The following is a 21,775-nucleotide window of genomic DNA, read 5'->3' as shown; positions in this document are numbered from 1 at the left end:
CGGCGCTGCCAGGGTCGGCCCACCAGGTCGACACCGCACCGCTCCCCGCGCCGCTCCCCGGACCGCCGCCCGGGCCTGCCCGGCTCGGCGTTCGCCGCGCGGCTGACGACGGCCGCCGTCTGCGCCGGGGACGCCGCCGCGCGCGTCTTTCCGTACGGACCGCCCTGCCGGTCGGGGTCTTCCCGCGCGACCGCGTGGACCTCGCGGTGTGCGCGCTCACGGTGCTGAAGACGGCGACCGCGGCGGCGATGGCCTGGCTGCTGCGGACCCGGCGGCGCGGGCCCTGGTGGGCGGCCGGGCTGCGGTCCGGTCAGCGGACCTGACCGAGCCAGTGCAGGGTGCGCCGGACCTCCGTCGGGAAGGGGTGGCCGGGGCCGTGCAGGCGCTCCGCGTCGAAGAGGAGGCGGGCCAGGGTGGCGTGGGCCGCCGGGCGGTCCCCGAGGGAGAGCAGCAGGTGCGCGATCCGGCGGCGGACCTCCAGCGGGAGGCCGGGGTCCGGGTTGGCGTAGTGGTTCTCGAAGAGCGGCAGCAGCGAGCGGTACTCCGCCAGCGCCGCGGCCGGCTCGCCGAGCTGCTCCAGGCACTGCGCGGCGTCGTAGCGGAAGCGCAGCGACTGCGGGTCGCCGGCCGGGAACTGGTCGGCGAGGCGGCGCAGTTCGGGCAGGGCGCGGCGGTACTGGCCGTCGTCCATCAGCGTGGCCGCGTACTGCTTGCGCAGCGAGCGCACCACCGGCGAGTGCTCGCCGTGCTGGGCCACGGCGGCCGGGAGGATGCCGCCGAGGATGTCCACGGCCCGGGTGAGCTGGCCTTGGGCGAGGAGGGTGCGGGCCTCGTCGACGGCGCCGGGGATGTCCGGCCGCGCCGGGGTCGGCGGGTCGGCCGGGCGCGGCGGGATCACGGCGGCCCGGTCGGGCCAGGGCGCGTGGGGGCGCCGGAAGGGGCGCGTCGGGTCGAGCGGGCCGCCCGGGGAGCCGCTGCCGCGCCCGGGGAGCAGCGGGGTGAGCGCCTCGTACACCTGCTGCGCGGAGGCGGGCCGGTCCTGGGGGTCCTTGGCGAGGAGGTGGAGCAGGACGGCCTCCAGCTCCGGCGGCACCTCGGGGCGCGTCTGCCGGACCGGGCGCGGGGGTTCGTACAGGTGGCGGTGGAGGACGCCGAGGGCGGTGGACCCGGCGAAGGGGACGTTCCCGCTGAGGAGTTCGTAGAGCAGCACGCCGAGGGCGTAGAGGTCGGTGTACGGGCCCACGGCCCCGCCCATGGCCTGTTCGGGGGCCATGTACGCCGGACTGCCGATCGGGGTGCCGGTGCTGGTGAGGCGGGTGGTGTCGGTGTCCATCACCGAGGCCACGCCGAGGTCCAGGACCAGGACGGTGCCGTCGGGGCGGATCATCACGTTGCGGGGCTTCAGGTCGCGGTGGACGATCGGCACCGCGTGCACGGCCGACAGCACGGCGCACAGCTGCGCGACGACCGCGACGGCCCACGGCCACGGGTACGGGTCGTGCCGGGCGAGGTGGTCGGCGAGGTCGGCGCCCTCGACGTGGCCCATGACGAGGAACAGCTCGTCGCCGTCGCTCCCCGCGTCGTGCACGGTGACCAGGCCGGGGTGGTCCACCTGCGCGGTGATCCGGCACTCGCGCACGAAGCGCCGGCGCAGCTCCTCGGCGACGGTGCCGGGGCCCGCCACCCGGTCGGGGCGCAGCAGTTTGACGGCGACCCGCCGGTCGAGGCGGCGGTCGTAGGCCGTCCAGACCTGGCCCATGCCGCCCTGCCCGAGGATGCTCGCGAGCTGGTAGCGGTCGCCGATGAGCCGGTCGGTCACCGGGTCGTGTCCCCGTCGTGGGGCTGCTGGCGGCGCAGGAGTTCGCTGAGCTCGTCCAGCTCGGCGCGGACCTGCCCGAGGCGCGGCGGCGGGGCCGGGTGCGGGGGCGGGGCGGTGTGCGGGGGCGGGGCGGTGTGCGGCGCGGTGTGCGCGACCGGGGTCGCGTGCGGGGGCCGGGGCGGGAGCTGCGGGGGCTGGGGCTGCGGGTACCCGTAGCCCTGCTGCGCGGTCGGGTGCGGGAGGTAGGGGGCGGGCTGCGCCGGGTACCAGACGGCGCCCTGCGCCGCCCCGGCCTCGTGGTGCCGGATGTCGAAGACGAGGAAGTAGACGCAGACGGCGAACCCGGTGAGGATCGACGTGGCGGCGCCGAGGCTGCCCTGCCAGCCGTCGGTCTCGGGCGTCGGGTCGAGCTGGATCAGGGTCATGGCGGCCACCGCGAGGACGCCCGTGACCAGGAGCATCCACCAGTCGCGCGGCCGGCGGGTGACGAGCGCCAACCGCAGCATCGAGCCCCAGGCGAGGAAGCCGCAGCTCAGCACGGGGAGCAGGGCGAACAGCACGCGCAGCGTCACCACGCCCCCGGAACTGGGCTGGTGACCGTGGTGCGGCGGGAGGCCGGGGCCGTGCATCGCTGCTCCTGACGGGCCGAGCGGAAGAGGGTTCGGGTGGAAGGGTATACAGCCTTTCCGGCCACGGGTGAGGGGATGTGCGCAACCGTTGCAGGGTCGCCGCACGGCGTCCGGGCGGCGGCGCGGGCCCGCGGTCCGCGCGGGCCGCGGGCCCGCGCGGCGCCCGGTCTCAGGACCCGAGGATGGTGGTGAGGAACTCGCCCGTCCAGGCCAGCAGTTCCCGGCCGACCAGCGGCTTGCCGCCGACCCGTGCCGTCTTGGGGCGCGGGATCAGGACCTGTGAGGCGGCCGGCTTGAGCACCGCGCCCGGGTAGAGCCGCTTGAGCCGCAGCTCCTGCGACTCGCGCAGCTCCACCGGCCCGAAACGGATGTTGGGCCCCTGGAGGGTGATGTCGCCGACCCCGCAGGCCCGGGCCAGCATCCGCAGTCCGGCCACCAGCAGCAGGTTCTCCACCGGCTCCGGCAGCTTGCCGTAGCGGTCGGTGAGCTCCTCGCGCACGGCCTTGACGTCGGCCTCCGAGTTCGCGGAGGCGATGGACCGGTAGGCCTGCAGGCGCAGCCGCTCGCCCGGCGCGTAGTCGTGCGGGACGTGCGCGTCGACCGGCAGCTCGATCTTGACCTCCAGCGGCGGCTCCTCCTCGATCCCGCCCTCGACGGCCGACCGGTAGTCGGCGACGGCCTCGCCGACCATGCGGATGTACAGGTCGAAGCCGACGCCCGCGATGTGGCCGGACTGCTCGCCGCCGAGCAGGTTGCCCGCGCCGCGGATCTCCAGGTCCTTCATCGCCACGTACATGCCCGCGCCCATCTCGGTGTGCTGGGCGATCGTCGCGAGCCGCTCGTGCGCGGTCTCGGTCAGCGGCTTCTCCGGCGGGTAGAGGAAGTACGCGTACCCGCGCTCGCGGCCGCGGCCGACGCGGCCGCGCAGCTGGTGCAGCTGGGAGAGGCCGAAGTTGTCGCCGCGCTCGACGATCAGGGTGTTGGCGTTGGAGATGTCGATGCCGGACTCGACGATCGTGGTCGAGACGAGCACGTCGAACTTCTTCTCCCAGAAGTCCACCACGACCTGTTCCAGGGCCTGTTCGGACATCTGGCCGTGCGCCGTCGCGATCCGCGCCTCGGGCACGATCTCGCGCAGCTTGGCGGCCGCCCGGTCGATGGACTCGACCCGGTTGTGGATGTAGAAGCACTGGCCCTCGCGCAGCAGCTCGCGCCGGACGGCGGCGCCGATCTGCTTCTCCTCGTACGGGCCGACGAAGGTGAGCACCGGGTGCCGCTCCTCCGGCGGAGTGGTGATCGTCGACATCTCGCGGATGCCGGTCACCGCCATCTCCAGGGTGCGCGGGATGGGCGTCGCGGACATGGTCAGCACGTCGACGTTGGCCCGCAGCTTCTTCAGCTGCTCCTTGTGCTCCACGCCGAACCGCTGCTCCTCGTCGACGATGACCAGGCCCAGGTCCTTGAACTTCGTCTCCTGCGAGAAGAGCCGGTGCGTGCCGATGACCAGGTCGACGGAGCCCTCGCGCAGGCCCTCCAGGGTGGCCTTGGACTCGGTCTCCGTCTGGAAGCGGGACAGCGCCCGCACGTTGACGGGGAACTGGCTGTAGCGCTCGGAGAAGGTGCCGAAGTGCTGCTGCACGAGGAGCGTGGTCGGGACGAGGACGGCGACCTGCTTGCCGTCCTGGACCGCCTTGAACGCCGCCCGCACCGCGATCTCGGTCTTGCCGTAGCCCACGTCGCCGCAGATCAGCCGGTCCATCGGGACGGACTTCTCCATGTCCTCCTTGACCTCGGCGATGGTCGTGAGCTGGTCGGGCGTCTCCGCGTACGGGAAGGCGTCCTCCAGCTCGCGCTGCCAGGGCGTGTCCGGGCCGAAGGTGTGCCCGGGGGCCGCCATGCGGGCGCTGTACAGCTTGATGAGGTCGGCGGCGATCTCCTTGACCGCCTTCTTGGCGCGCGCCTTCGTCTTGGTCCAGTCGGCGCCGCCGAGCCGGTGCAGGGTCGGGGCCTCGCCGCCGACGTACTTGGTGACCTGCTCCAGCTGGTCGGTGGGGATGTAGAGCCGGTCGCCGGGCTGGCCGCGCTTGGCGGGGGCGTACTCGACGAGGAGGTACTCGCGGGTGGCGCCCTGGACGGTGCGCTGCACCATCTCGACGTAGCGGCCGACGCCGTGCTGCTCGTGGACGATGTAGTCGCCGGCCTCCAGGGTCAGCGGGTCGATCGTCTTGCGGCGCCGGGTCGGCATCCGCCCGAGGTCCTTGCTGGCGGTGCGCTGTCCGGTGAGGTCGGTCTCGGTGAGGACGGCCAGCTTGAGGGCGGGGTCGACGAAGCCGTTGTCGATCGAGCCGCAGGAGACGTGCACGATCGAGGGCTCCAGGGCCCGCAGGTCCGCCTCCAGCCGGGCCGCGATGCCCTCGCCGCCGAGCACCTCGACGGTGCGGGCGGCCGGGCCGTGGCCCTCGGTGAGGTAGACGGTGTGCCAGCCGTCGGCGATCCAGGCCTTGGTGTCGGCGAGCGCGCGGGCGGTGTCGCCGCGGTAGGCCTCGGGGGCGCGCATGCCGAGCTTGAGCGTGTCGCCCCCGGGGGCCTCCTCGTCGGCGGCGAACGGGGAGACCGACCACCACATCATGTCCAGCTCGCGGGCCCGGTCGCGGACCTCGGCGATGCCGCGCAGCGAGGCCGCGCCGACGTCGATGGGCGCCTCGCCGCCGCCCGCGGTGGCCGCCCAGGAGGCCATCAGGAACTCCTGCGAGGTCGCCACCAGGTCGGCGGCCCGGGTCCGTACCCGCTCGGGGTCGCAGACGAGGGCCATCGAACGGCCCGGCAGGACGTCGATCAGCAGCTCCATGTCGTCGACGAGGACCGGGGCCAGGGACTCCATGCCCTCGACCGCGATCCCCTCGGCGATCTTGTTCAGCAGTTCGCCGAGCTCGGGGTGGGCCTCGGCGAGGGCCGCGGCCCGCTCCCGCACCTGGTCGGTGAGCAGCAGCTCCCGGCAGGGCGGTGCCCACAGGCCGTGTTCGGCGATCTCCAGGGACCGCTGGTCGGCGACCTTGAAGTAGCGGACCTCCTCGACCTCGTCGCCCCAGAACTCGATGCGCAGCGGGTGTTCCTCGGTGGGCGGGAACACGTCGAGGATGCCGCCGCGCACGGCGAACTCGCCGCGCTTCTCGACGAGCTCGACGCGGGCGTACGCGGCTGCGGCCAGGGCCTGCGTCACCTCCCCGAGGTCGACGCTCTGCCCTTGGCGCAGACTCACCGGAACCAGGTCCCCGAGCCCCTTGACCTGCGGCTGGAGCACGGACCGGATGGGCGCGACCACGACGCTGACGGGGCCGGCGGCCGGGTCGTCCTTGCTGGGGTGGGCCAGGCGGCGCAGGACGGCGATCCGCCGGCCCACGGTGTCGCTGCGCGGGCTGAGGCGCTCGTGCGGCAGGGTCTCCCAGGACGGGTAGTCGACGACCTCGTCGGGCGGCAGCAGGGAGCGCAGCGCGGCGGCGAGGTCCTCGGCCTCGCGGCCGGTGGCGGTGACCGCGAGGACGGTGCGCCCGGTCTGCCGGGCCAGTGCGGCGATCACGAACGGCCGCGCGGCCGGCGGGCCGACCAGGTCCACGTGCATGCGGTTGCCGTCCCCGGCCGCGGTGACCGCCTCGGCGAGGGCCGGGTCCCGGGTGACGGCGTCGAGCAGTCCGTGCAGGCTCATGTGGGGGGCTTTCCGTCCGGTGGAGGGCGTTCGGGGCGCAACGCGAAGGGCCCGACACGTCGAACGGGCCGGGGGTTCCCACCCTACGACGCGCGCGACCCCCTCGCGCGGGGGAGTTCGGGTCGACTCCCCCGCCGGTGGCCGGGGCCGGGCGGCCCGCGGCCCCGGGTTCGAGCGGGCCCGCTCTACGATGGGCCCCTACCGACCGTTCGAGCTCGCCGCGTCACCTTCCGCAGGAGTGCACGCCGCACCGGCCGAGGAGTACGAGACCGTGACGAGCGACGCGATAACCCGCCCCGCCCCCGTTCCCGGACCGACGGCCGCCGCGACCCGGCCGGCCGGGAGCCGGTGGGCGGGCCCCTGGGTGGTGGCCGCCGGCCTGTTCGCGGTGTACCTGGTGGTGTCCGTCGGACGGTTCCGCCGCATGGAGTGGTCCTCCTGGGACCTGGGCATCTTCGAACAGGCCATCCGCGCCTACGCCCACCTCCGGGAGCCCGTCGCCGATCTGAAGGGCCCCGGCGCCAACATCCTCGGGGACCACTTCAGCCCGATCATCGCGCTCGTCGCCCCCGTCTACCGGCTCTTCCCGGGCCCGGTCACCCTGCTCGTCGTCCAGGCCGCCCTGTTCGCCCTGTCCGCCGTGCCCGTCACCCGGGCCGCCGGCCGGCTCCTCGGACCGGCCCGCGGCATCGCGCTCGGGGTGGCGTACGGGCTGGCCTGGGGCATACAGCGGGCCGTCGAGTTCGACTTCCACGAGATCGCCTTCGCCGTGCCGCTGCTGGCCTTCGCACTGGAGGCGGTCCTCGCCCGGCGCTGGCGGGCCGCCCTGCTGTGGGGGCTGCCGCTGCTGCTGGTCAAGGAGGACCTCGGCTTCACGCTCGCCGCCCTGGCCGTGGTGGTGGCCTGGCGGGCCCACCCCTCGGACCGGCGGGCGGTGCGTACCGCGCTGGGCGTCGCCGTCGGGGCCGCGGTCCTGGCCGCGCTGGTGTTCACCGTCGTCATACCGGCCTTCGCCACCGCGGGCTACGGCTACTGGGACAAGATCCAGGGCGCGGGCCCGCTCGACGGCCTCGGCACCAAGCTCGCCACCCTGGGCTGGGTGCTGATCCCGACCACCGGCCTGCTGGCCCTGCGCTCCCCGCTGCTGCTGGTCGCCGCTCCCACGCTGGGCTGGCGGTTCCTGTCCGGGGACCCGCACTACTGGTCCACCGACTGGCACTACAGCGCGGTGCTGATGCCCGTGGTCACCCTCGCCCTGGTCGACGCCATCGACATCGTCCGGCGCGGCCGCCGGCCGCGGCTGCGGGCGTACGCGCTCCAGCTGCCCACCGCCGTGCTCGCCGCCGGCCTGGCCCTCGCCGCGACCACCCTGCCGACCTCCCGGCTGGCCGAGGCCCGCACGTACGAGCGGCCCGCCCGCGCCGTGGCCGTCGAGCGGCTGCTGGCCGAGATACCCGACGGCGCCGTCGTCGAGGCCGACACCACCCCGCTGACCCGGCTGACCTCCCGCTGCCGCGTGCTGTGGATCGGCGGCAGCAAGGGCGTGGTGCCCGACTGGATCGCCATCGACAACTCCTCGAAGTGGGCGGGCGAGGACCCGACGGCCTACGCGCTCCAGCTGCACCCCGGCGCACGGTTCACGCTGGTCGGCGAGGCCGAGGGCATCGTCCTGATGCGCCGCTCCTGATCCCCGCGGGGCGCGGCGCGCGGCCGGCGGACGCGGCGCGGCCCCGGCCCCGCCCTGACGGGCCGGGCCGGGGCCGTCCCCCGTTGTCCCCCGTGACGACCGCGCGGCGGTGCTACTCGCCCGCGATCGCGTTCAGTACGTTCATCCGCCCCGCCCGGAAGGCCGGGACCAGCGCGGCGAACAGGCCCACGAAGGCCGAGGCGGCGAACACCCCGAGGATCGTCGGCCAGGGGATCTCCAGCACCTTCAGGCCCTGGAGCGCGAGCAGCTGCTGCGCGCTGGCGCCCCAGCCCATGCCCAGCCCGAGGCCGAGGAGGGCGCCGAAGAGGGCGATGACCACCGACTCCAGGCGGATCATGCGGCGCAGCTGGCGGCGGGAGAGGCCGATGGCGCGCATCAGGCCGATCTCGCGGGTCCGTTCGACGACCGACAGGGCGAGGGTGTTCACCACGCCCAGGACGGCGACGACGATGGCGAGGGCGAGGAGCCCGTAGACCATGTTCAGCAGCTGGCCGACCTGGTCCTTCAGCGCCTGCTTGTAGTCGGCCTGGTCGCGGACCTGGTACTGGGGGTAGTCGGCGAGCGCGTCCTTGACGCCCCGGTAGGCGGCCGCGGCGGAGTGCCCGTCCGCGGCGGTGGCCAGCAGCATGAAGGGGCGCGGCATCCGGTCGGCCGGGACGTTCGCCTCGGCCGTCGCGGTGCTGACGTACTTCATGCCCCGATCGAGGTTGCCCTCGTCGCCGGTGATCGCGGCGACCTTCAGGCGGACGGTGTTGCCGCCGGTGAAGGCGACCGTCAGCGCGTCGCCGAGCGCGATGCCGTGCGCGGTGGCGTACTGCGAGCCGACCGAGATGGCGCCCTCGCCGTAGGCGGCCGCGTGCTCGCCGGCGGTCATCTTGCGGCGGATGTCGCGGGCGTAGGTCGGATCGGTGGCGCCCAGCCCCTCGGTCACGGTGGAGCCGTCGGGGGCGGTGACCTTCGCCTCCACCAGGCGGTAGGCGGTGACGTGGTCCAGGCCCGGGGCGGCGCGCAGCGCCTGCTCGGCCTGGGGCACCACGGGCTGCCCGCTGGTGGAGTCGACGATGTAGTCCGCGCCGACCGACTTGTCGAGCTCGTCGGTGGCCGAGGCGACCATCGAGGAGCCGACGACCGACAGGCAGGCGACCAGGGCGAGCCCGATCATCAGCGCGGCGGCGGTGGCGCCGGTGCGGCGCGGGTTGCGCAGGGCGTTGCGCTCGGCGAGGCGCCCCACGGACCCGAAGGGCCGCAGCACGGCGCCGGAGAGCACCCGCACCACGCCCGCGGCGAGCAGCGGTCCGATGACGATGAAGCCGACGAGCGTGAGGACCACGCCCAGGCCCAGCCAGAGCGATCCGGCCCCGGCCCGGTCGGCGGCCCCGGCGAGGAGGAGCGCGGCGCCGCCGGCACCGGTGAGGACCAGGCCGAGCGCGGCGCGGACCGCGCCGGCCTTGCGGTCGCCCGGGGTGCCCGATTCGCGCAGGGCCGCCATCGGCGAGACCCGGCCGGCCCGGCGGGCCGGGACGTACGCGGCGACGACGGTGACGACCACGCCGAGCACGACCCCGACGACCGGGGTGGTCCAGGCGACGGTCAGGTCGTCGGTCGACAGGTGCATGCCCATCCGGCCCATGAGCCGCATCAGCCCGACGGCCAGGCCGACGCCCGCCCCGACCCCGAGGACCGAGCCCACCACGCCGAGGAGGAGGGCCTCGACGACCACGGACTTGAGGACCTGTCCGCTGTCGGCGCCGATGGCGCGCATCAGGCCGATCTCGCGGGTGCGCTGGGCGACCAGCATCGAGAAGGTGTTGAAGATGAGGAAGATGCCGACGAGGAAGGCGATCCCGGCGAAGCCGAGCATCACGTACTTCAGGACGTCGAGGAAGGAGCCGACGTCCTTGCGGTTCGCGTCCGCGGCCTCCTGCGCCGTCTGGAGCTTGTAGGCGTCCGCGCCCACGGCGGCGGCGACGTCGCGCTTGAGCTGCTCGTCGCTCACCCCGTCCGCGGCGACCACGTTGACGTGCGTGAACGCGCCGGGCTCGCCGAGCAGTCGGCGCTGCGCGGTGTCGGTGTCGAAGTAGACGACGGCCGCGCCGGGGTTGGTGACGGTGAAGGCGGCGATGCCGCTGATCCGGGCGCGGGCGTCACCGGTGACGGCGATGGTGCGCACCTCGTCGCCGAGCCGCAGCCCGTGCTTGCGCGCGGTGTCGGAGTCGATCATCACCTCGGTGGGGCCGCGCGGTGCGTGGCCGGAGGTGATCTTCATGGACTTGAGCTCGTTGTCGTTCCAGTCGCCCGCGATGGTCGGGGCGCCGGTGGTCGAGCCCAGGTTCCGGTTCTCGCCGTCGACGACGGTGACGGACATCGAGACGACGGCGCCCTCCGCGCTCTTGACGCCCGCGGCGGCGCGCACCTTCGCGACGACCGAGCCGTCCAGCGTCTCGGGCCGGCCGCGGTCGGGGTTCTCGTCGCCGTCCTCGGCGGCCTTCGGGCTGACCGTCACGTCGGAGCCGGTGACGGCGAACAGCTTGTCGAAGGTGGTGTTCATGGTGTCGGTGAACACCAGGGTGCCGCAGACGAAGGCGACGGAGAGCAGGACCGCCACGGCCGAGAGCGCCATCCGCCCCTTGTGCGCGACGAGGTTGCGCCGCGAGGTCTTCAGGACGGTGCCGCTCATGAGGTCCGCCCGCGTGCGTCGAAGTCCTTCATACGGTCCAGGACCTGCTCGGCGGTGGGGCCGTACATCTCGTCGACGATCCGGCCGTCGGCCAGGAAGATGACGCGGTCCGCGTAGGAGGCGGCCACCGGGTCGTGCGTGACCATGACGATGGTCTGGCCGAGTTCGTCCACGGAGCGGCGCAGGAAGCCGAGGACCTCGGCGCCGGCCCGGGAGTCGAGGTTGCCGGTGGGCTCGTCCCCGAAGATGATCTGCGGCCGGGCGGCGAGCGCGCGGGCCACGGCCACGCGCTGCTGCTGGCCGCCGGAGAGCTCGGTGGGGCGGTGCTTCAGCCGGCCGGCGAGGCCGACGGTCTCCACGACGCGGTTCAGCCACTGCGCGTCGGGCGCGCGGCCCGCGATGTCCATGGGGAGGGTGATGTTCTCCAGGGCGTTCAGCGTGGGCAGCAGGTTGAACGCCTGGAAGATGAAGCCGATGCGGTCGCGGCGCAGCCGGGTGAGCTTCTTGTCCTTCAGACCCGTGATCTCGGTCTCGTCGAGGTGGATGCGACCGCTGGTCACGGTGTCCAGGCCGGCGAGGCAGTGCATCAGCGTGGACTTGCCGGAGCCGGACGGGCCCATGATGGCGGTGAACTGCCCGCGGTGGATGTCCACGTCCACGTCGTCGAGGGCGACGACGCGCGTCTCGCCCGCGCCGTAGGCCTTGACGACCTTGCGCGCCCGGGCCGCGACGGCGCCATGCCCTCCAGTGCCCCCCTGCCTGGTTTCGGTCATAGCCGTTGTCACGGTGTTCTCCTTGTTCGGGTGGCCGCGTGCGTCGTCGCCGTCGTCATCGCCGTCATCGCCGTCATCGCCGTCATCGCCGTCGTCGTCGTGCTGAAGTCTGTTGCGGACCGGGGCGCTGCGCGCTGGTGCCCTTCGCCGTATCGGCCCGGGGGTTAACCCCACCCCCGGCCTTCCCGGCCCGTGGGGCCAGTCAAGGGCGCTGCGGGGCCCCGGGCCTCATCCGCCCGGACGAAAGACCCCCGGTCCGTTCTGTGGAGCGGCCCCTAGGGGTGGTCCACCCTTCGGTGGACCGGATCTGGGGGTTACCGCCCGGCACGGCCCGGTGAGAAGGTGTTCCCCGCGGTTACGTGCAAGGGGAAGGAATCCCGGTGGGCTCAGCCGAGGACACGGGTGCGGACCCGGCCGCCCGGTCCGCCGCGGGCGCGGGTACCACCGGCGGCGCGGGCGGTGCCGGGGACGCGAGCGGAGTCGGGGACGCGAGCGGAGTCGGGGACGCGGGTGGCGTGCGGGCCAACGGCGGTGTCGGGGGCGCGGGTTCGGGGCGGCCGGCGACGGCCGTGGTCGCCGCCCTCATGCTCTGCATGGCCCTCGTCGCCCTGGACAGCACCATCGTGGCCACCGCCGTCCCGCAGATCGTGGGCGACCTCGGCGGCTTCTCGGTGTTCTCCTGGCTCTTCTCCGGCTACCTGCTGGCCGTCACCGTCACCCTGCCCGTCTACGGGAAGCTCTCCGACACCCTCGGCCGCAAGCCGGTGCTCCTGTTCGGGATAGCCCTCTTCCTCGTCGGCTCCCTGCTGTGCGCGGCCGCCTGGAACATGGCCGCCCTCATCGCCTTCCGGATCGTCCAGGGGCTGGGCGGCGGCGCCCTCCAGAGCACGGTCCAGACCCTGGCCGCCGACCTCTACCCGCTCAAGGACCGGCCCAGGATCCAGGCCCGCATGTCCGGCGTGTGGGCCGCCTCCTCCGTGGCCGGCCCCGTGCTCGGCGGCCTGCTCGCCGCGTACGCGCACTGGCGCTGGATCTTCCTGATCAACCTCCCGCTCGCCGCCCTCGCCCGGTGGATGGTCGGCCGGCACCTGGTCGAGCCCGTACGGTCCCGCGGCGGCCGCGGGCCGGTCGACTGGGCCGGGGCACTGGCCGTGTTCGCCTGCGGCGGGGTGCTGCTCTTCGCGCTCGTCCAGGGCGGGGTGTCCTGGCCCTGGCTGTCGGCGCCCTCCCTGGGACTGCTGGCGGCGAGCGCCGTCCTGGCCGCCGTGGTGGTACGGGTGGAGCGGCGGGCGGCGGAGCCCGTCCTGCCCGGCTGGGTGTGGCGCCGGCGCACGCTCGCCGCCGTCAACCTGGCCATGGGGGTGTTCGGGCTGCTGACCGTGGCCCCGATGGTGTTCATGCCGACGTACGCCCAGGCCGTGCTGGGACTCGGTCCGATCGGCGCCGGGTTCGTCATGTCCGTGATGACCCTCAGCTGGCCGCTGTCCGCCGCCCTCAGCCAGCACCTCTACCGGCGCATCGGCTTCCGCGACACCGCCGTGGTCGGCATCTCCCTCGCCGCCGCGATCCTCTACGCCTTCACCCTGCTCCCGCACCCCGCTCGGCCGTGGCAGCCCGCGCTGGTCATGCTGCTGCTGGGCGGCGCGCTCGGCCTCTTCCAACTCCCGCTCATCATCGGCGTGCAGTCCACCGTCGGCTGGGCGGAACGGGGCACCACCACGGCCTCCGTGCTCTTCTGCCGCCAGGTCGGCCAGAGCGTGGGAGCGGCCCTGCTCGCGGCCGTCGCCAACGCCACCCTCGCCGACCGGCTGGCCGGCGTCCCCGGGCTGCCGGACGGCCTGGACGACGTGTCGAAGGCCCTGGACCGGCCGGGGCTGCTGCCGCCGGCCGCCGCCGACCACCTGCGCGCGGCCGTGGCCGCCGCCGTCGACCACATCTTCCTCGGGGCGGCCGCGGCCTGTCTGGTCGCGCTGCTGATCCTGCTGCTGCTCGCTCCGCGCACCTTCCCCGTCCTGCCGGAGCAGCGCGAGGACTGACTTGTCATGGACCGGCCCGGTGGGTGACCCTCGTGCCGACCACGACCGTTCCGGGGGGACGACATGACTTCCGCACTCTTCGCGCTGGCCCTGCTGGCCGCACTGGCCGGACCGCTCGCCCTCCGGCTCCGCCGCCGTCCCGCCTTCGTCACCGGCCGCGACGGCCGGCTCTCCACCTCCACGACCCTGGCCCTCGCCTGGACGGTGGTCCTGGTCTGGCTGCTGCTCGCCACCCTCGGCTACGGCCTCACCGCGGGCGGCGGCGCCGCCTGGTTCGAGGGCGAGCACGGCCCCCTCTCCCCCCTGACGACGGTGTACCTGCCGCTGCTCGGCGGCCCGTACGCGGCCCTGATCGGGGCCAAGGCCGTCGTCGGCGCGCGCCTGGAGAGGGGCACCCTGGCCAAACCGGCCCCCAAGCCCACCCCGTCGGGACGGCGGCCGCTGCGGGAGCTCATCGCGAACGACAGCGGGCGCACCGACCTCGTCGACCTCCAGTACGTCGCGCTCAGCGCCGTCACCCTGCTCTACGTGGTGCTCTTCTTCCTCTCCGACGTCGGCGCCGGCCTGCCGCCCCTGCCCACCGAGATCTGGGCCCTGACCGGCGCCCCCGCCGGCGCGTACCTGCTCAACAAGGTGGCCACCCGAGCCAACCCGGTCATCACCGACGTCAGCGTCCGGGGCGACCGGCTCACGGTCGAGGGCGGCGGCCTCACCGCCGACACCGCCCGCGTCACCGTGGACGACACCGCCGTCCCGGCCGTCCCGGACCCCGCGACCGGCACCCTGACCGCACCCCTCCCGGACAGCGCGACGCCCCCGTTCACGGTGGTGGTCACCACCCGAGGGCTGCGCAGCGACCCGTACCACTACGAGTCCGCCGGCCTCTGACCCCGGCCCGCGGCCCCGGCCCGCCGCCGGACCCGCCGACCGGGAGCCGTCCCCTCCCGACCGGGCCGGGCCCGCGCGCTACGCCGGGGCGCGGCCCGTCAGGGCGGCCAGGCTGGAGCGGACGTGGTTCATGTGCGCCCGCATCTCCTCCTGCGACTCCTCGTGCTCGCGCAGGATGCGGTCCGTCTCCCGCCCCACCCGCTCCTCCAGCACCCTGGCTCCGGCGATCACCTCGGCGGCCGCGGCCTCCGCGTCCTCCTGGCCGTGCCGCGCCGACTCCTCCGTCTCGGCGAACAGCCGACGCGCCTCCGACAGCCGGGCCTCGGCGTGCCGTTCGGCCTCCGCGTGGCGCGCGTCCTGCTCCGCCTCCCGCGCCGCGAGCTCCCGCTCCGACGCGTCCCAGCGGTCCGTCTGCTCCTGCTCGCGCTCCGCCAGCAGCGCCTGCGACCGCCGGTGCGCCTCCGCCAGCGCCGCCTGCGCCTGCGACCGCCACGCCTCCGCGTCCTCCCGCGCCTCCGCCCGGGCGCCGTCGGCCTCCCGCTGCGCCCGCAGCAGGCCCTGCCGGGCCCGTACCTCGGTCTGCTCGCGCACCGACTCCGCGTCGTGCCGGGCCAGCTCCGCCACCCGCTCGGCGTGCGCCTGCGCGGCGGCCAGCGCCTCGGCCGCGGCCTCCCGCGCGTCCGAGCGCAGCTCCCGCGACTCCTCCTGCGCCAGCAGCAGGATCCGCCGGGCCCGTTCGCTCAGCTCGTCGTACGTCTGCGGGGCCAGCGCGGACACCGCCTCCCGGAGCCGCGCCGCCTCCGCCTCCATCTCCTCGGCCAGCGCCGTCAGCCGCGCCACCCGCTCCCAGGCCTCGTCGCGGCCGGCGGTGAGCCGGGCGAGATACCGGTCGACCTCGTCCGTGCGGTAGCCGCGGCCGCGCACCGTCGCCATGGGTCCACTCATCCTGGAAGCGCCTCTCTCGCGGGGGTTCCGGTCAAGGATGCGTCATTTGCCAGCAGAAGCCCGAATGGCCGGGCCGGGGCCCCGAGCGAGGGTCTCGGCCCGGCCAGTCAAGCGATCACCGTTCGGTGTCCGATCAGAGCAGTCCGTCCCACATCTGCTCCAGCAGCACCGACCACCAGCTCTCCGGCGAGGCCAGCGCCGCGCTGTCGAGCCCCGCCAGATTCGCCTGGAAATCGACGGTCCAGCGGCCCGCCTGCTCCGGCGTCAGGTGCTGCCGCAGCCGCCACATGTGCCCCAGCATCGCGAGGGAGCGGACGAACTGCGGCAGGCTCGAATTCACGAACTGCGGCGGCACCGGGCCACCGCCCGGCCCGGCCTCCACCGGCACCGCGACGATGTGCGCGGTGCCGTACTGCACGCACAGCGCCTTGCCGAAGTCGCTGCCGACCACCAGGTACGAGCCCGCGTCCGGCGCCGGCTGCACCTGCCGCTGCGCGGCCAGCTCGGCCAGCGTGGGCACCGGCTGGCCCGGCACCGCCTGCCCCCAGAAGAACGGCCCGAAGTCGACCGGCACGCCCGCCCACACCAGCGTCTGCGCCACGATGTCCGGCACGCCCTGCCGGGACACCGCGCGCTGGTCGAAGCGGAACACGCCCTGCGGGCCGAACGCCCCCACCAGCTCCTGCGCGATGGCCTCCAGCGGGATCGCCGGCTGGAGCGGAACCTGCGGCAGCGGCGCCCGCACCGGCGCGGGGCGCGCCGGACCGTCCGCCACCTGGTGCAGCTCGCCCTGGTGGGTGAGCAGGTGCCGCACGCCCTGCTGGCGACCCGCGTGGTCCTTGCCGTACGGGGCCACGCTGGTGATCCGCACCTGCGGCCACGTCTCCCGGATCATCCGGGCGCAGTACCCGCCGGGCAGCTCGCAGGACTCCAGCTCCGTGTGCAGCTCCAGCACCTGCTGCGGCGGCACGTTCATGGCGCGCAGCTCGTACAGGATCTGCCACTCGGGGTGCGGGGTACCGGGCGCCGAGCGGCGGATGAGCTGCTGCTCGGAGCCGTCGGGCGCGCGGTAGCGGAGCACGGCCTGGTAGCCGGGGCCGACCGTGGGCACCCCGCCCGGCGCCGGAGGCTGCGCGCCCGGTCCGCCGGGCGGCGGTCCGGGCGGGGCCGGCGGCTGTCCCGCGGCCGGGCCGGCCAGCATGGTGGCGGCATGGTCGAGCCCGCCGCCGGACCCGCCGTGACCGCCCCGCGCACCGGACGCACCGGACGCACCGGGCGTCCCCGGCGGACCGGGCGGCTGCGGAACCCCGGGCCCCGCGAGCATCGTCGCCGCGTGGTGCGCGCCCCCGCCGGGCACCCCGGGCGGGGCGGGCGGCCGCCCGGGTGCGCCGGGCGGACCGGGCGGCTGCGGCCCTCCCGGTCCGGCGAGCATCGTCGCGGCGTGGTCGAGCCCGCCGCCCCGCCCGTCGCTGCCGCCGGACGCACCGGGCGCACCGGGCGTCCCCGGCGGACCGGGCGGCTGCGGAACCCCGGGCCCCGCGAGCATCGTCGCCGCGTGGTGCGCGCCCTCGCCGGGCACCCCGGGCGGGGCGGGCGGCCTCGGTACTCCGGGCCCCGCGAGCACGGTCGCCGCGTGGTCCTGCCCGCCGCCCGGTGCACCGGGCGCGCCGGGGGCCGCGGGCGGCTGCCCCGGCCCGCGCGAACCGGGCCGGGACAGCTGGGCCTTGCTGGTCGGCGCGTCGGCGATGGAGCCCGCGTCCGATCCGAGGGCCGGCCCGACGGCCGTGCTCGGGAGCCGGCTGCCGCCCGGCATCAGCGTGGTCCGCGCCTCGGGGGCCACGCCCGACGCGGGCGCGTCGTCCTGGTCCGACCCGGAGAGCGGGGGTGCGAACACGGTCGCCGGCAGCGCCACGGACGCGTCGTCCGCGCCGGGGTTGACGTCGGTCCCGGCCCACGGCGTGGCCCCGGACGGCACCCGGGCCGGCACCCCGTCGTTGGCGGTCGGCTCGTACGGGACCTCTCCGCCGCGCCGCAACGGCACCGCGTCCGCCGACCCCGGCGGGGCGTCGGAGGGCGCCGCCGGGGTCGGGTCCGCCGGCTCCGGAGCAGCAGGGGAGGCAGAAGAGAAAGAGGAAGAGGGGGCAGAGGAGGAAGCGGACCCCTGGGAGCTCCCGGAGCCGCCGGAACTCCCGGCGCTCCCGGAGTCGCCGCCCGGAATGCCCGCCCGGTCCGCCGCCTCCTGGAGCCACTCCGGGGGGCTCAGCATGAACGAGGTCTGCTCCGAGTCGATCCGCGGCGGCGGCACCGAAGCCTCCGAGGCCGCGGACGCGGCAGCGGCCCCGTACTCCTCCTCGTACCGGCGGATCACCTCACCCACCGGCAGCCCGGGCCACAGCGTCACCTCCCCGCTGTCGCGCGCGATGACCAGCCGCTGGCGGCCACCTCCGGACACCGGACCGGCCGCCCGGTCCTCCGCCCACACCACGAACCCGAGCCCGAACTCCCGTACGCGCACCTCGCGGTGCTGGTACGCGGGCACCTCGCCGTTGATCCACTCCTCGGCGCGCTCCTGCGCCTGCGCAAACGTCACCACCGCGCCGTCACCCCTCATCCGAACCGGCTCGCGCCACCGGAACCGAACGCGCGAAACCGCCGTCCACCATCAGACCGGCCACCGTCTCCAGCTCCGGCGGATTGCCCGCCAGCCGTTCCAGAAAGGCGTCGAAATCACCGCCGCACGGCAGCAACAGCCGCTCCACGCGCTCCTGCACCGACCAGCCGTCCCGGTCGCGCGCGTCGTCGTACGGGGAGAACCACACGGAGCCGCTGCCCTCGCCCCGCACCTTCAGCGCGAGCAGGCCGCCCTGTACGAAGGCCACGCACAGGTAGTCCTTCGTCAGGTGGTCGCGCAGGCACTTGTTCACGTACACCAGGTCGTTGACCGCCACCTCCTCGCGCACCGTGAAGAAGGGCTGGTCCACCAGCAGACCGAGGTCGACGTCGAGCCCCGCGCCCACCGGGGCGCAGCCGCCGGCCGCCTTCAGGAACGAGCGGTACGCCTCCGGCAGCCGGTAGCCGAGGTCCTCCTCGACGCCCTGCACCTGCTCCTCGGCGACCGACACCACCGACTTCGGCAGTCCCAGGTGCGCCGGGCGGGCCTCCTGCAGCGGCCGCGTCCCGCGCTTCTCGTGGTCCACCGGGGCCGTCGCGAGTCCCGCGTGGTGCCGCAGCAGCGCCTTCACCTCGACGGGGACCAGCTCCATGCGCCGCGAGCCCGCCACGTGGTGCCAGGTCCAGCCGTGCGGGGTCGCCACCGGGCCGACCGTGTCCCACAGTTCGTGTCCGGCCGCGCGCATCGCCGCGTTCGCGGACACGTAGTCCGTCAGCCGCAGTTCGTCCACGCCGAAGCCCTCGGGGGGTTCGGCGATCTCCACGGCCGCGCGCGCGTAGGCGGAGAAGTCCGGATGCCCGTTGCCGTCCATCCGTACGCCGTGGGGATGCCGAGCGGCCCGGACCGGGTCCGGGAAATGCACGACCTGCCCCGAGTAAGCGGCGTTGGGTGGCGCGGCCTGCTGCCCGAGCCGACCTGTCGTCATGGCGGTAGCCCCCTGCTGGATCTGGCTGGTTCACCACAGCCTAAGTGCTGGGGCAAGGGCCTCACCCGCGTGCGCCGGGACCACCCGCACGGGGGCCGGGAACATCCGAATTGATACGAATATTCGACCCAGCTTCCACAGGACGGGAGACATTTGACAGGCTGTCCCCGCAGCACGGGGGCGTGCGCGACAGCGGCCACCACCGCCGCCACGGGAGGGAAAGCGCGACCATGCACCACACGGCAACACGGCCCGATCCGACCGGCCCCGCCCCGGGAGGCCCGGCCACACCGGGGACCCCGACCGGACCGACGGCATCGGGCACGGGCACGCCCGGCCCCGGCGGACCCGGCGGCCTGCCACGCCCGCCGGGCCCCGCGGGGGCAGCGGACCCCGCGGGCACAGGGAGCCCGGGAGGCGGCGCGAGGAACGCGAGCCCCGCCGGGGCGTCGGTTCCGGGGCCGGGAGCCCAGGGAGCCCCGGCAGGCCCGGCCCACCCGGCCGACCCGCGCGGCGCGACGGGCCGCGGCGGACCGGGCCCCGGAGCCGAGCCCGGGCCCGCCGGCGACCCCCGCCTGCGTTGGGGCAGCTCCGACGGGCGCCCCGCCGTGCCCGTGCTGCGCTTCCGCCGCGACGGCATCCTCCCGACCGTCGCCGCGGCCCTCTCCGTACGGGGCGAGACCCTCACCGGCACCGCCGGCAAGGCCGACCAGCCCCCCGTGCTCCACCCGCTCGTCCAGGACTTCCTCGACACCCTGACCAGCGGCCAGCGCGAACGTTTCACCGGCCGATGTCCCGAAGCCCTCCTGCTCTCCCGCCACCTCACCACCGTCGAGGGCGCCCGCTCCAAGCGCGCCTCCCGCAAACCCCTCACCCCGAGCGAGGCCCGGCGCTCCCTGAAGCATTCGAAGATCACCGCCCGCCACATCCGCGAGGACGGCGACCCCCTCCACGGCAACTACGCACCCCCCTGCCGCTCCTGCGCCGCCCTCCTCTCCCACTTCGGCGTACGCCCCGTCGACCTCACCCCAGCCGAGTAGCCATGACCAGCGCCTCCACCCCCGCCGCAACGGGGTCCGCCTCCGCCTCCTACGACCGCTCCTCGGCCACCCGCTTCCCGGTCGCCGTCGACTCCGCCCTGCGCACCGCCGGGTGGGAGCCCGGCCGCTGGGACATCAAGCAGGCCGAGTACTGGGCCGGCGCCCTCCGGGACCACACCACCCCCGCCGGACACCGGCACACCGTCTTCCCCGCCGCCGTCGAGGCCTGGGCCGAATTCGGCGGGCTCACCGTGACCGCCCCCGGAACCGGCCGCCAGATAGCCCCGGTTCCCGTGCGCATCGACCCCCTCACCGGCCTCCACCTGGCCCGCACCTTCGCCGACCTGGGCCGCGCCCTGTCCACCCGGCTCTGCCCGCTCGGCGTCGAGGCCGACGGGGACTCCCACCTGGCCATCGACGCCGAGGGCCGCGTCTACGGCATCGACCACAGCGGCGACTGGTACCTCGGTGCGAGCCTCGACGACGCCCTCGCCCTCCTGCTGACCGGCCTCCAGCCGACCCGCCTCACCACCGCCTGACCCGAACGCCCCGCCCCACCACGCGCCCCACCACGCGCCCCACCACGCGCCGGCCCGGCCCGCCACGGCCACCGGGCCCGGCCCCGGCACGCACCCCGCACCCCGCTACCGCACCGGCAGGACCGCCGACACCCGGAAGCCGCCCGCGTCCGTCGGCCCGGAGACGAAGACCCCGCCCAGCGCGAGCACCCGCTCCCGCATCCCGACCAGGCCGTTCCCCCCGCTCGGCAGGCCGACGCCGTCGGACCGGCCCTCGCAGGGCCCGTTCTCCACCTGCATGGCCACCTCCCCCTCCCGGTGCGCCAGCCGCACCACCACCCGCGCCCCGGGCGCGTGCTTGTGGCAGTTGGTCAGCGCCTCCTGCACCACCCGGTACGCCGTCTGCTCCAGCTCCGCCGCGTACCCGGCGGCCTCGCCCTGCACCACCACCTCCACGGCCATCCCGGCCGCGCGCGACTGCCCGACGAGCTCCTCCAGCCCACCGAGCGAGGGCCCGTCGTCGAAGACCGCCACCAGCGCCGCGGACAGCGGCGCCACGACAGCCGTGGCGCCGCCGCCGGCCGGGACCGGGGCCGCCGCCGGGGCGGGCTTCGGCTTCTCGGCCGCCCGCAGCACCCCGAGCATCTCGCGCAGCTCGGTCAGCGCCTGCCGGCCCATGTCCCCCACCAGCGCGGCGTTCTTCACGGCCCGCGCCGGGTCCTTCAGCGCCACCGCCTCCAGGGCCGCGGCGTGCACCACCATCAGGCTGACCCGGTGCGCGACGACGTCGTGCATCTCCCGCGCGATCCGGGTCCGCTCCTCGGTACGGGCCCACTCGGCCCGCTCCTCGGCCCGGTCCGCCAGCAGCGACAACTCCCGCTCCAGGGAGTCCGCCCGCTCCTGCAGGCTCTCCATCAGCCGCCGCCTGGCCCCGACGTACAGCCCGAACAGCACCGGCGGCACGGTCAGCGCCACCGCCACGAAGCCGGACAGGACGACGACCAGCATCGGGTCGGCCTCCACGTCACCGCGGGTGCGCAGGTACATCACCACGAAGGTCGCGGCCAGCGACATCGAGGCCAGCGTGCCGGTGATCCGCCGGGGCACCTCGGAGGAGGCCAGCGTGTACAGGCCCACCACTCCGAGCAGGAAACCCATCGCGGCCGGCGCCACGGCGATCCCGACCAGCACCACGGCGATCGGCCACCGTCGCCGCAGCAGGAGCACGGCCCCCACCGCGATCCCGAACAGCACCCCGACCGCGACCGGCAGCCCGGCCTCGCGGGCGAACGACGCGCCTTCCCACCCGCACTCGACGGCGGACACCGCGCCGAGCGCGCCGTCCACCACGACATCCCGCCGCCGCACCCACCACAAAGGCGGCCCAGCGCGGCCTTCCACATCCCCCGTACTGGTCATGCCGTCCAGCCTACGCAGACCCCC

Annotated in this window: 15 protein-coding genes; 6 read left to right on the top strand and 9 right to left on the bottom strand. The window is 75.2% G+C overall.

Annotation, left to right across the window (positions count from 1 at the left end; genetic code table 11):
* Window positions 1-194 precede the first annotated feature (194 nt).
* Window positions 195-323, top strand: a complete 129-nt coding sequence (locus CP968_RS35715) for a hypothetical protein (RefSeq protein ID WP_373303995.1) — start codon at window positions 195-197, stop codon at window positions 321-323.
* Here CP968_RS35715 and CP968_RS19955 read toward each other — a convergent pair.
* From CP968_RS19955 to mfd, 3 genes are all read right to left on the bottom strand, one after another.
* On the bottom strand, window positions 311-1,819 hold the full coding sequence (locus CP968_RS19955) for a serine/threonine-protein kinase (protein ID WP_150519300.1): 1,509 nt from the start codon (window positions 1,817-1,819) through the stop codon (window positions 311-313). The two genes, CP968_RS35715 and CP968_RS19955, sit on opposite strands and share 13 nt — an antisense overlap.
* Window positions 1,816-2,448, bottom strand: a complete 633-nt coding sequence (locus CP968_RS34145; RefSeq protein ID WP_167536825.1) for a hypothetical protein — start codon at window positions 2,446-2,448, stop codon at window positions 1,816-1,818. Before CP968_RS34145 ends, CP968_RS19955 begins: the two co-directional genes overlap by 4 nt.
* A gap of 169 nt (window positions 2,449-2,617) precedes the next feature.
* On the bottom strand, window positions 2,618-6,151 hold the full coding sequence (gene mfd, locus CP968_RS19945; RefSeq protein ID WP_150519298.1) for a transcription-repair coupling factor: 3,534 nt from the start codon (window positions 6,149-6,151) through the stop codon (window positions 2,618-2,620).
* A 190-nt stretch (window positions 6,152-6,341) separates the two neighbouring features.
* Between mfd and CP968_RS19940 the strand changes: the two genes are divergently transcribed.
* Window positions 6,342-7,838: a DUF2079 domain-containing protein gene (locus CP968_RS19940; protein ID WP_150519297.1), complete on the top strand. Its 1,497-nt coding sequence runs from the start codon at window positions 6,342-6,344 to the stop codon at window positions 7,836-7,838.
* 112 nt (window positions 7,839-7,950) lie between these two features.
* Here the strand turns inward: CP968_RS19940 and CP968_RS19935 are convergent, their stop codons facing one another.
* Together CP968_RS19935 and CP968_RS19930 are read right to left on the bottom strand one after the other, a co-directional pair.
* Window positions 7,951-10,536 carry an ABC transporter permease gene (locus CP968_RS19935; protein ID WP_150519296.1) on the bottom strand — a complete coding sequence of 862 codons (2,586 nt, stop codon included), beginning with the start codon at window positions 10,534-10,536 and terminating at the stop codon, window positions 7,951-7,953.
* Window positions 10,533-11,309, bottom strand: coding sequence for an ABC transporter ATP-binding protein (locus tag CP968_RS19930; protein WP_373303985.1), 777 nt, complete (start codon window positions 11,307-11,309; stop codon window positions 10,533-10,535). Before CP968_RS19930 ends, CP968_RS19935 begins: the two co-directional genes overlap by 4 nt.
* A 515-nt stretch (window positions 11,310-11,824) precedes the next feature.
* Here CP968_RS19930 and CP968_RS19925 point away from each other — a divergent pair.
* Both CP968_RS19925 and CP968_RS19920 read left to right on the top strand, forming a co-directional pair.
* A complete protein-coding gene (locus tag CP968_RS19925; protein ID WP_229885952.1) occupies window positions 11,825-13,345 on the top strand; it encodes an MDR family MFS transporter in 1,521 nt (506 codons plus the stop codon).
* Window positions 13,346-13,408: 63 nt separating this feature from the next.
* A complete protein-coding gene (locus CP968_RS19920; RefSeq protein WP_229885895.1) occupies window positions 13,409-14,233 on the top strand; it encodes a hypothetical protein in 825 nt (274 codons plus the stop codon).
* A gap of 78 nt (window positions 14,234-14,311) precedes the next feature.
* Here the strand turns inward: CP968_RS19920 and CP968_RS19915 are convergent, their stop codons facing one another.
* From CP968_RS19915 to CP968_RS19905, 3 genes are all read right to left on the bottom strand, one after another.
* Entirely contained in the window at window positions 14,312-15,178 is an 867-nt protein-coding gene (locus CP968_RS19915; protein ID WP_150519294.1) for a DivIVA domain-containing protein, read from the bottom strand.
* 133 nt (window positions 15,179-15,311) lie between these two features.
* The gene (locus CP968_RS19910) at window positions 15,312-17,771 is read right to left on the bottom strand and encodes an SUKH-4 family immunity protein (protein WP_150519293.1); all 2,460 of its coding nucleotides are present in this window, start codon (window positions 17,769-17,771) and stop codon (window positions 15,312-15,314) included.
* A 7-nt stretch (window positions 17,772-17,778) separates the two neighbouring features.
* On the bottom strand, window positions 17,779-18,774 hold the full coding sequence (locus CP968_RS19905; RefSeq protein WP_150519292.1) for an SMI1/KNR4 family protein: 996 nt from the start codon (window positions 18,772-18,774) through the stop codon (window positions 17,779-17,781).
* A 575-nt stretch (window positions 18,775-19,349) separates the two neighbouring features.
* Here CP968_RS19905 and CP968_RS19900 point away from each other — a divergent pair.
* Window positions 19,350-19,814, top strand: coding sequence for a YwqJ-related putative deaminase (locus tag CP968_RS19900; protein ID WP_150522014.1), 465 nt, complete (start codon window positions 19,350-19,352; stop codon window positions 19,812-19,814).
* Between the two features lie 2 nt (window positions 19,815-19,816).
* Window positions 19,817-20,353: an SUKH-3 domain-containing protein gene (locus CP968_RS19895; RefSeq protein WP_150519291.1), complete on the top strand. Its 537-nt coding sequence runs from the start codon at window positions 19,817-19,819 to the stop codon at window positions 20,351-20,353.
* A 105-nt stretch (window positions 20,354-20,458) separates the two neighbouring features.
* Here the strand turns inward: CP968_RS19895 and CP968_RS19890 are convergent, their stop codons facing one another.
* Window positions 20,459-21,751 carry a sensor histidine kinase gene (locus tag CP968_RS19890; RefSeq protein ID WP_150519290.1) on the bottom strand — a complete coding sequence of 431 codons (1,293 nt, stop codon included), beginning with the start codon at window positions 21,749-21,751 and terminating at the stop codon, window positions 20,459-20,461.
* Window positions 21,752-21,775: the final 24 nt, after the last annotated feature.

The organism is Streptomyces subrutilus, assembly GCF_008704535.1.
GTDB classification, from domain to species: Bacteria; Actinomycetota; Actinomycetes; order Streptomycetales; family Streptomycetaceae; genus Streptomyces; species Streptomyces subrutilus.
The sequence above is the reverse complement of the archived record's forward strand: the minus strand, read 5'-3'. Positions and strand labels throughout refer to the sequence as shown.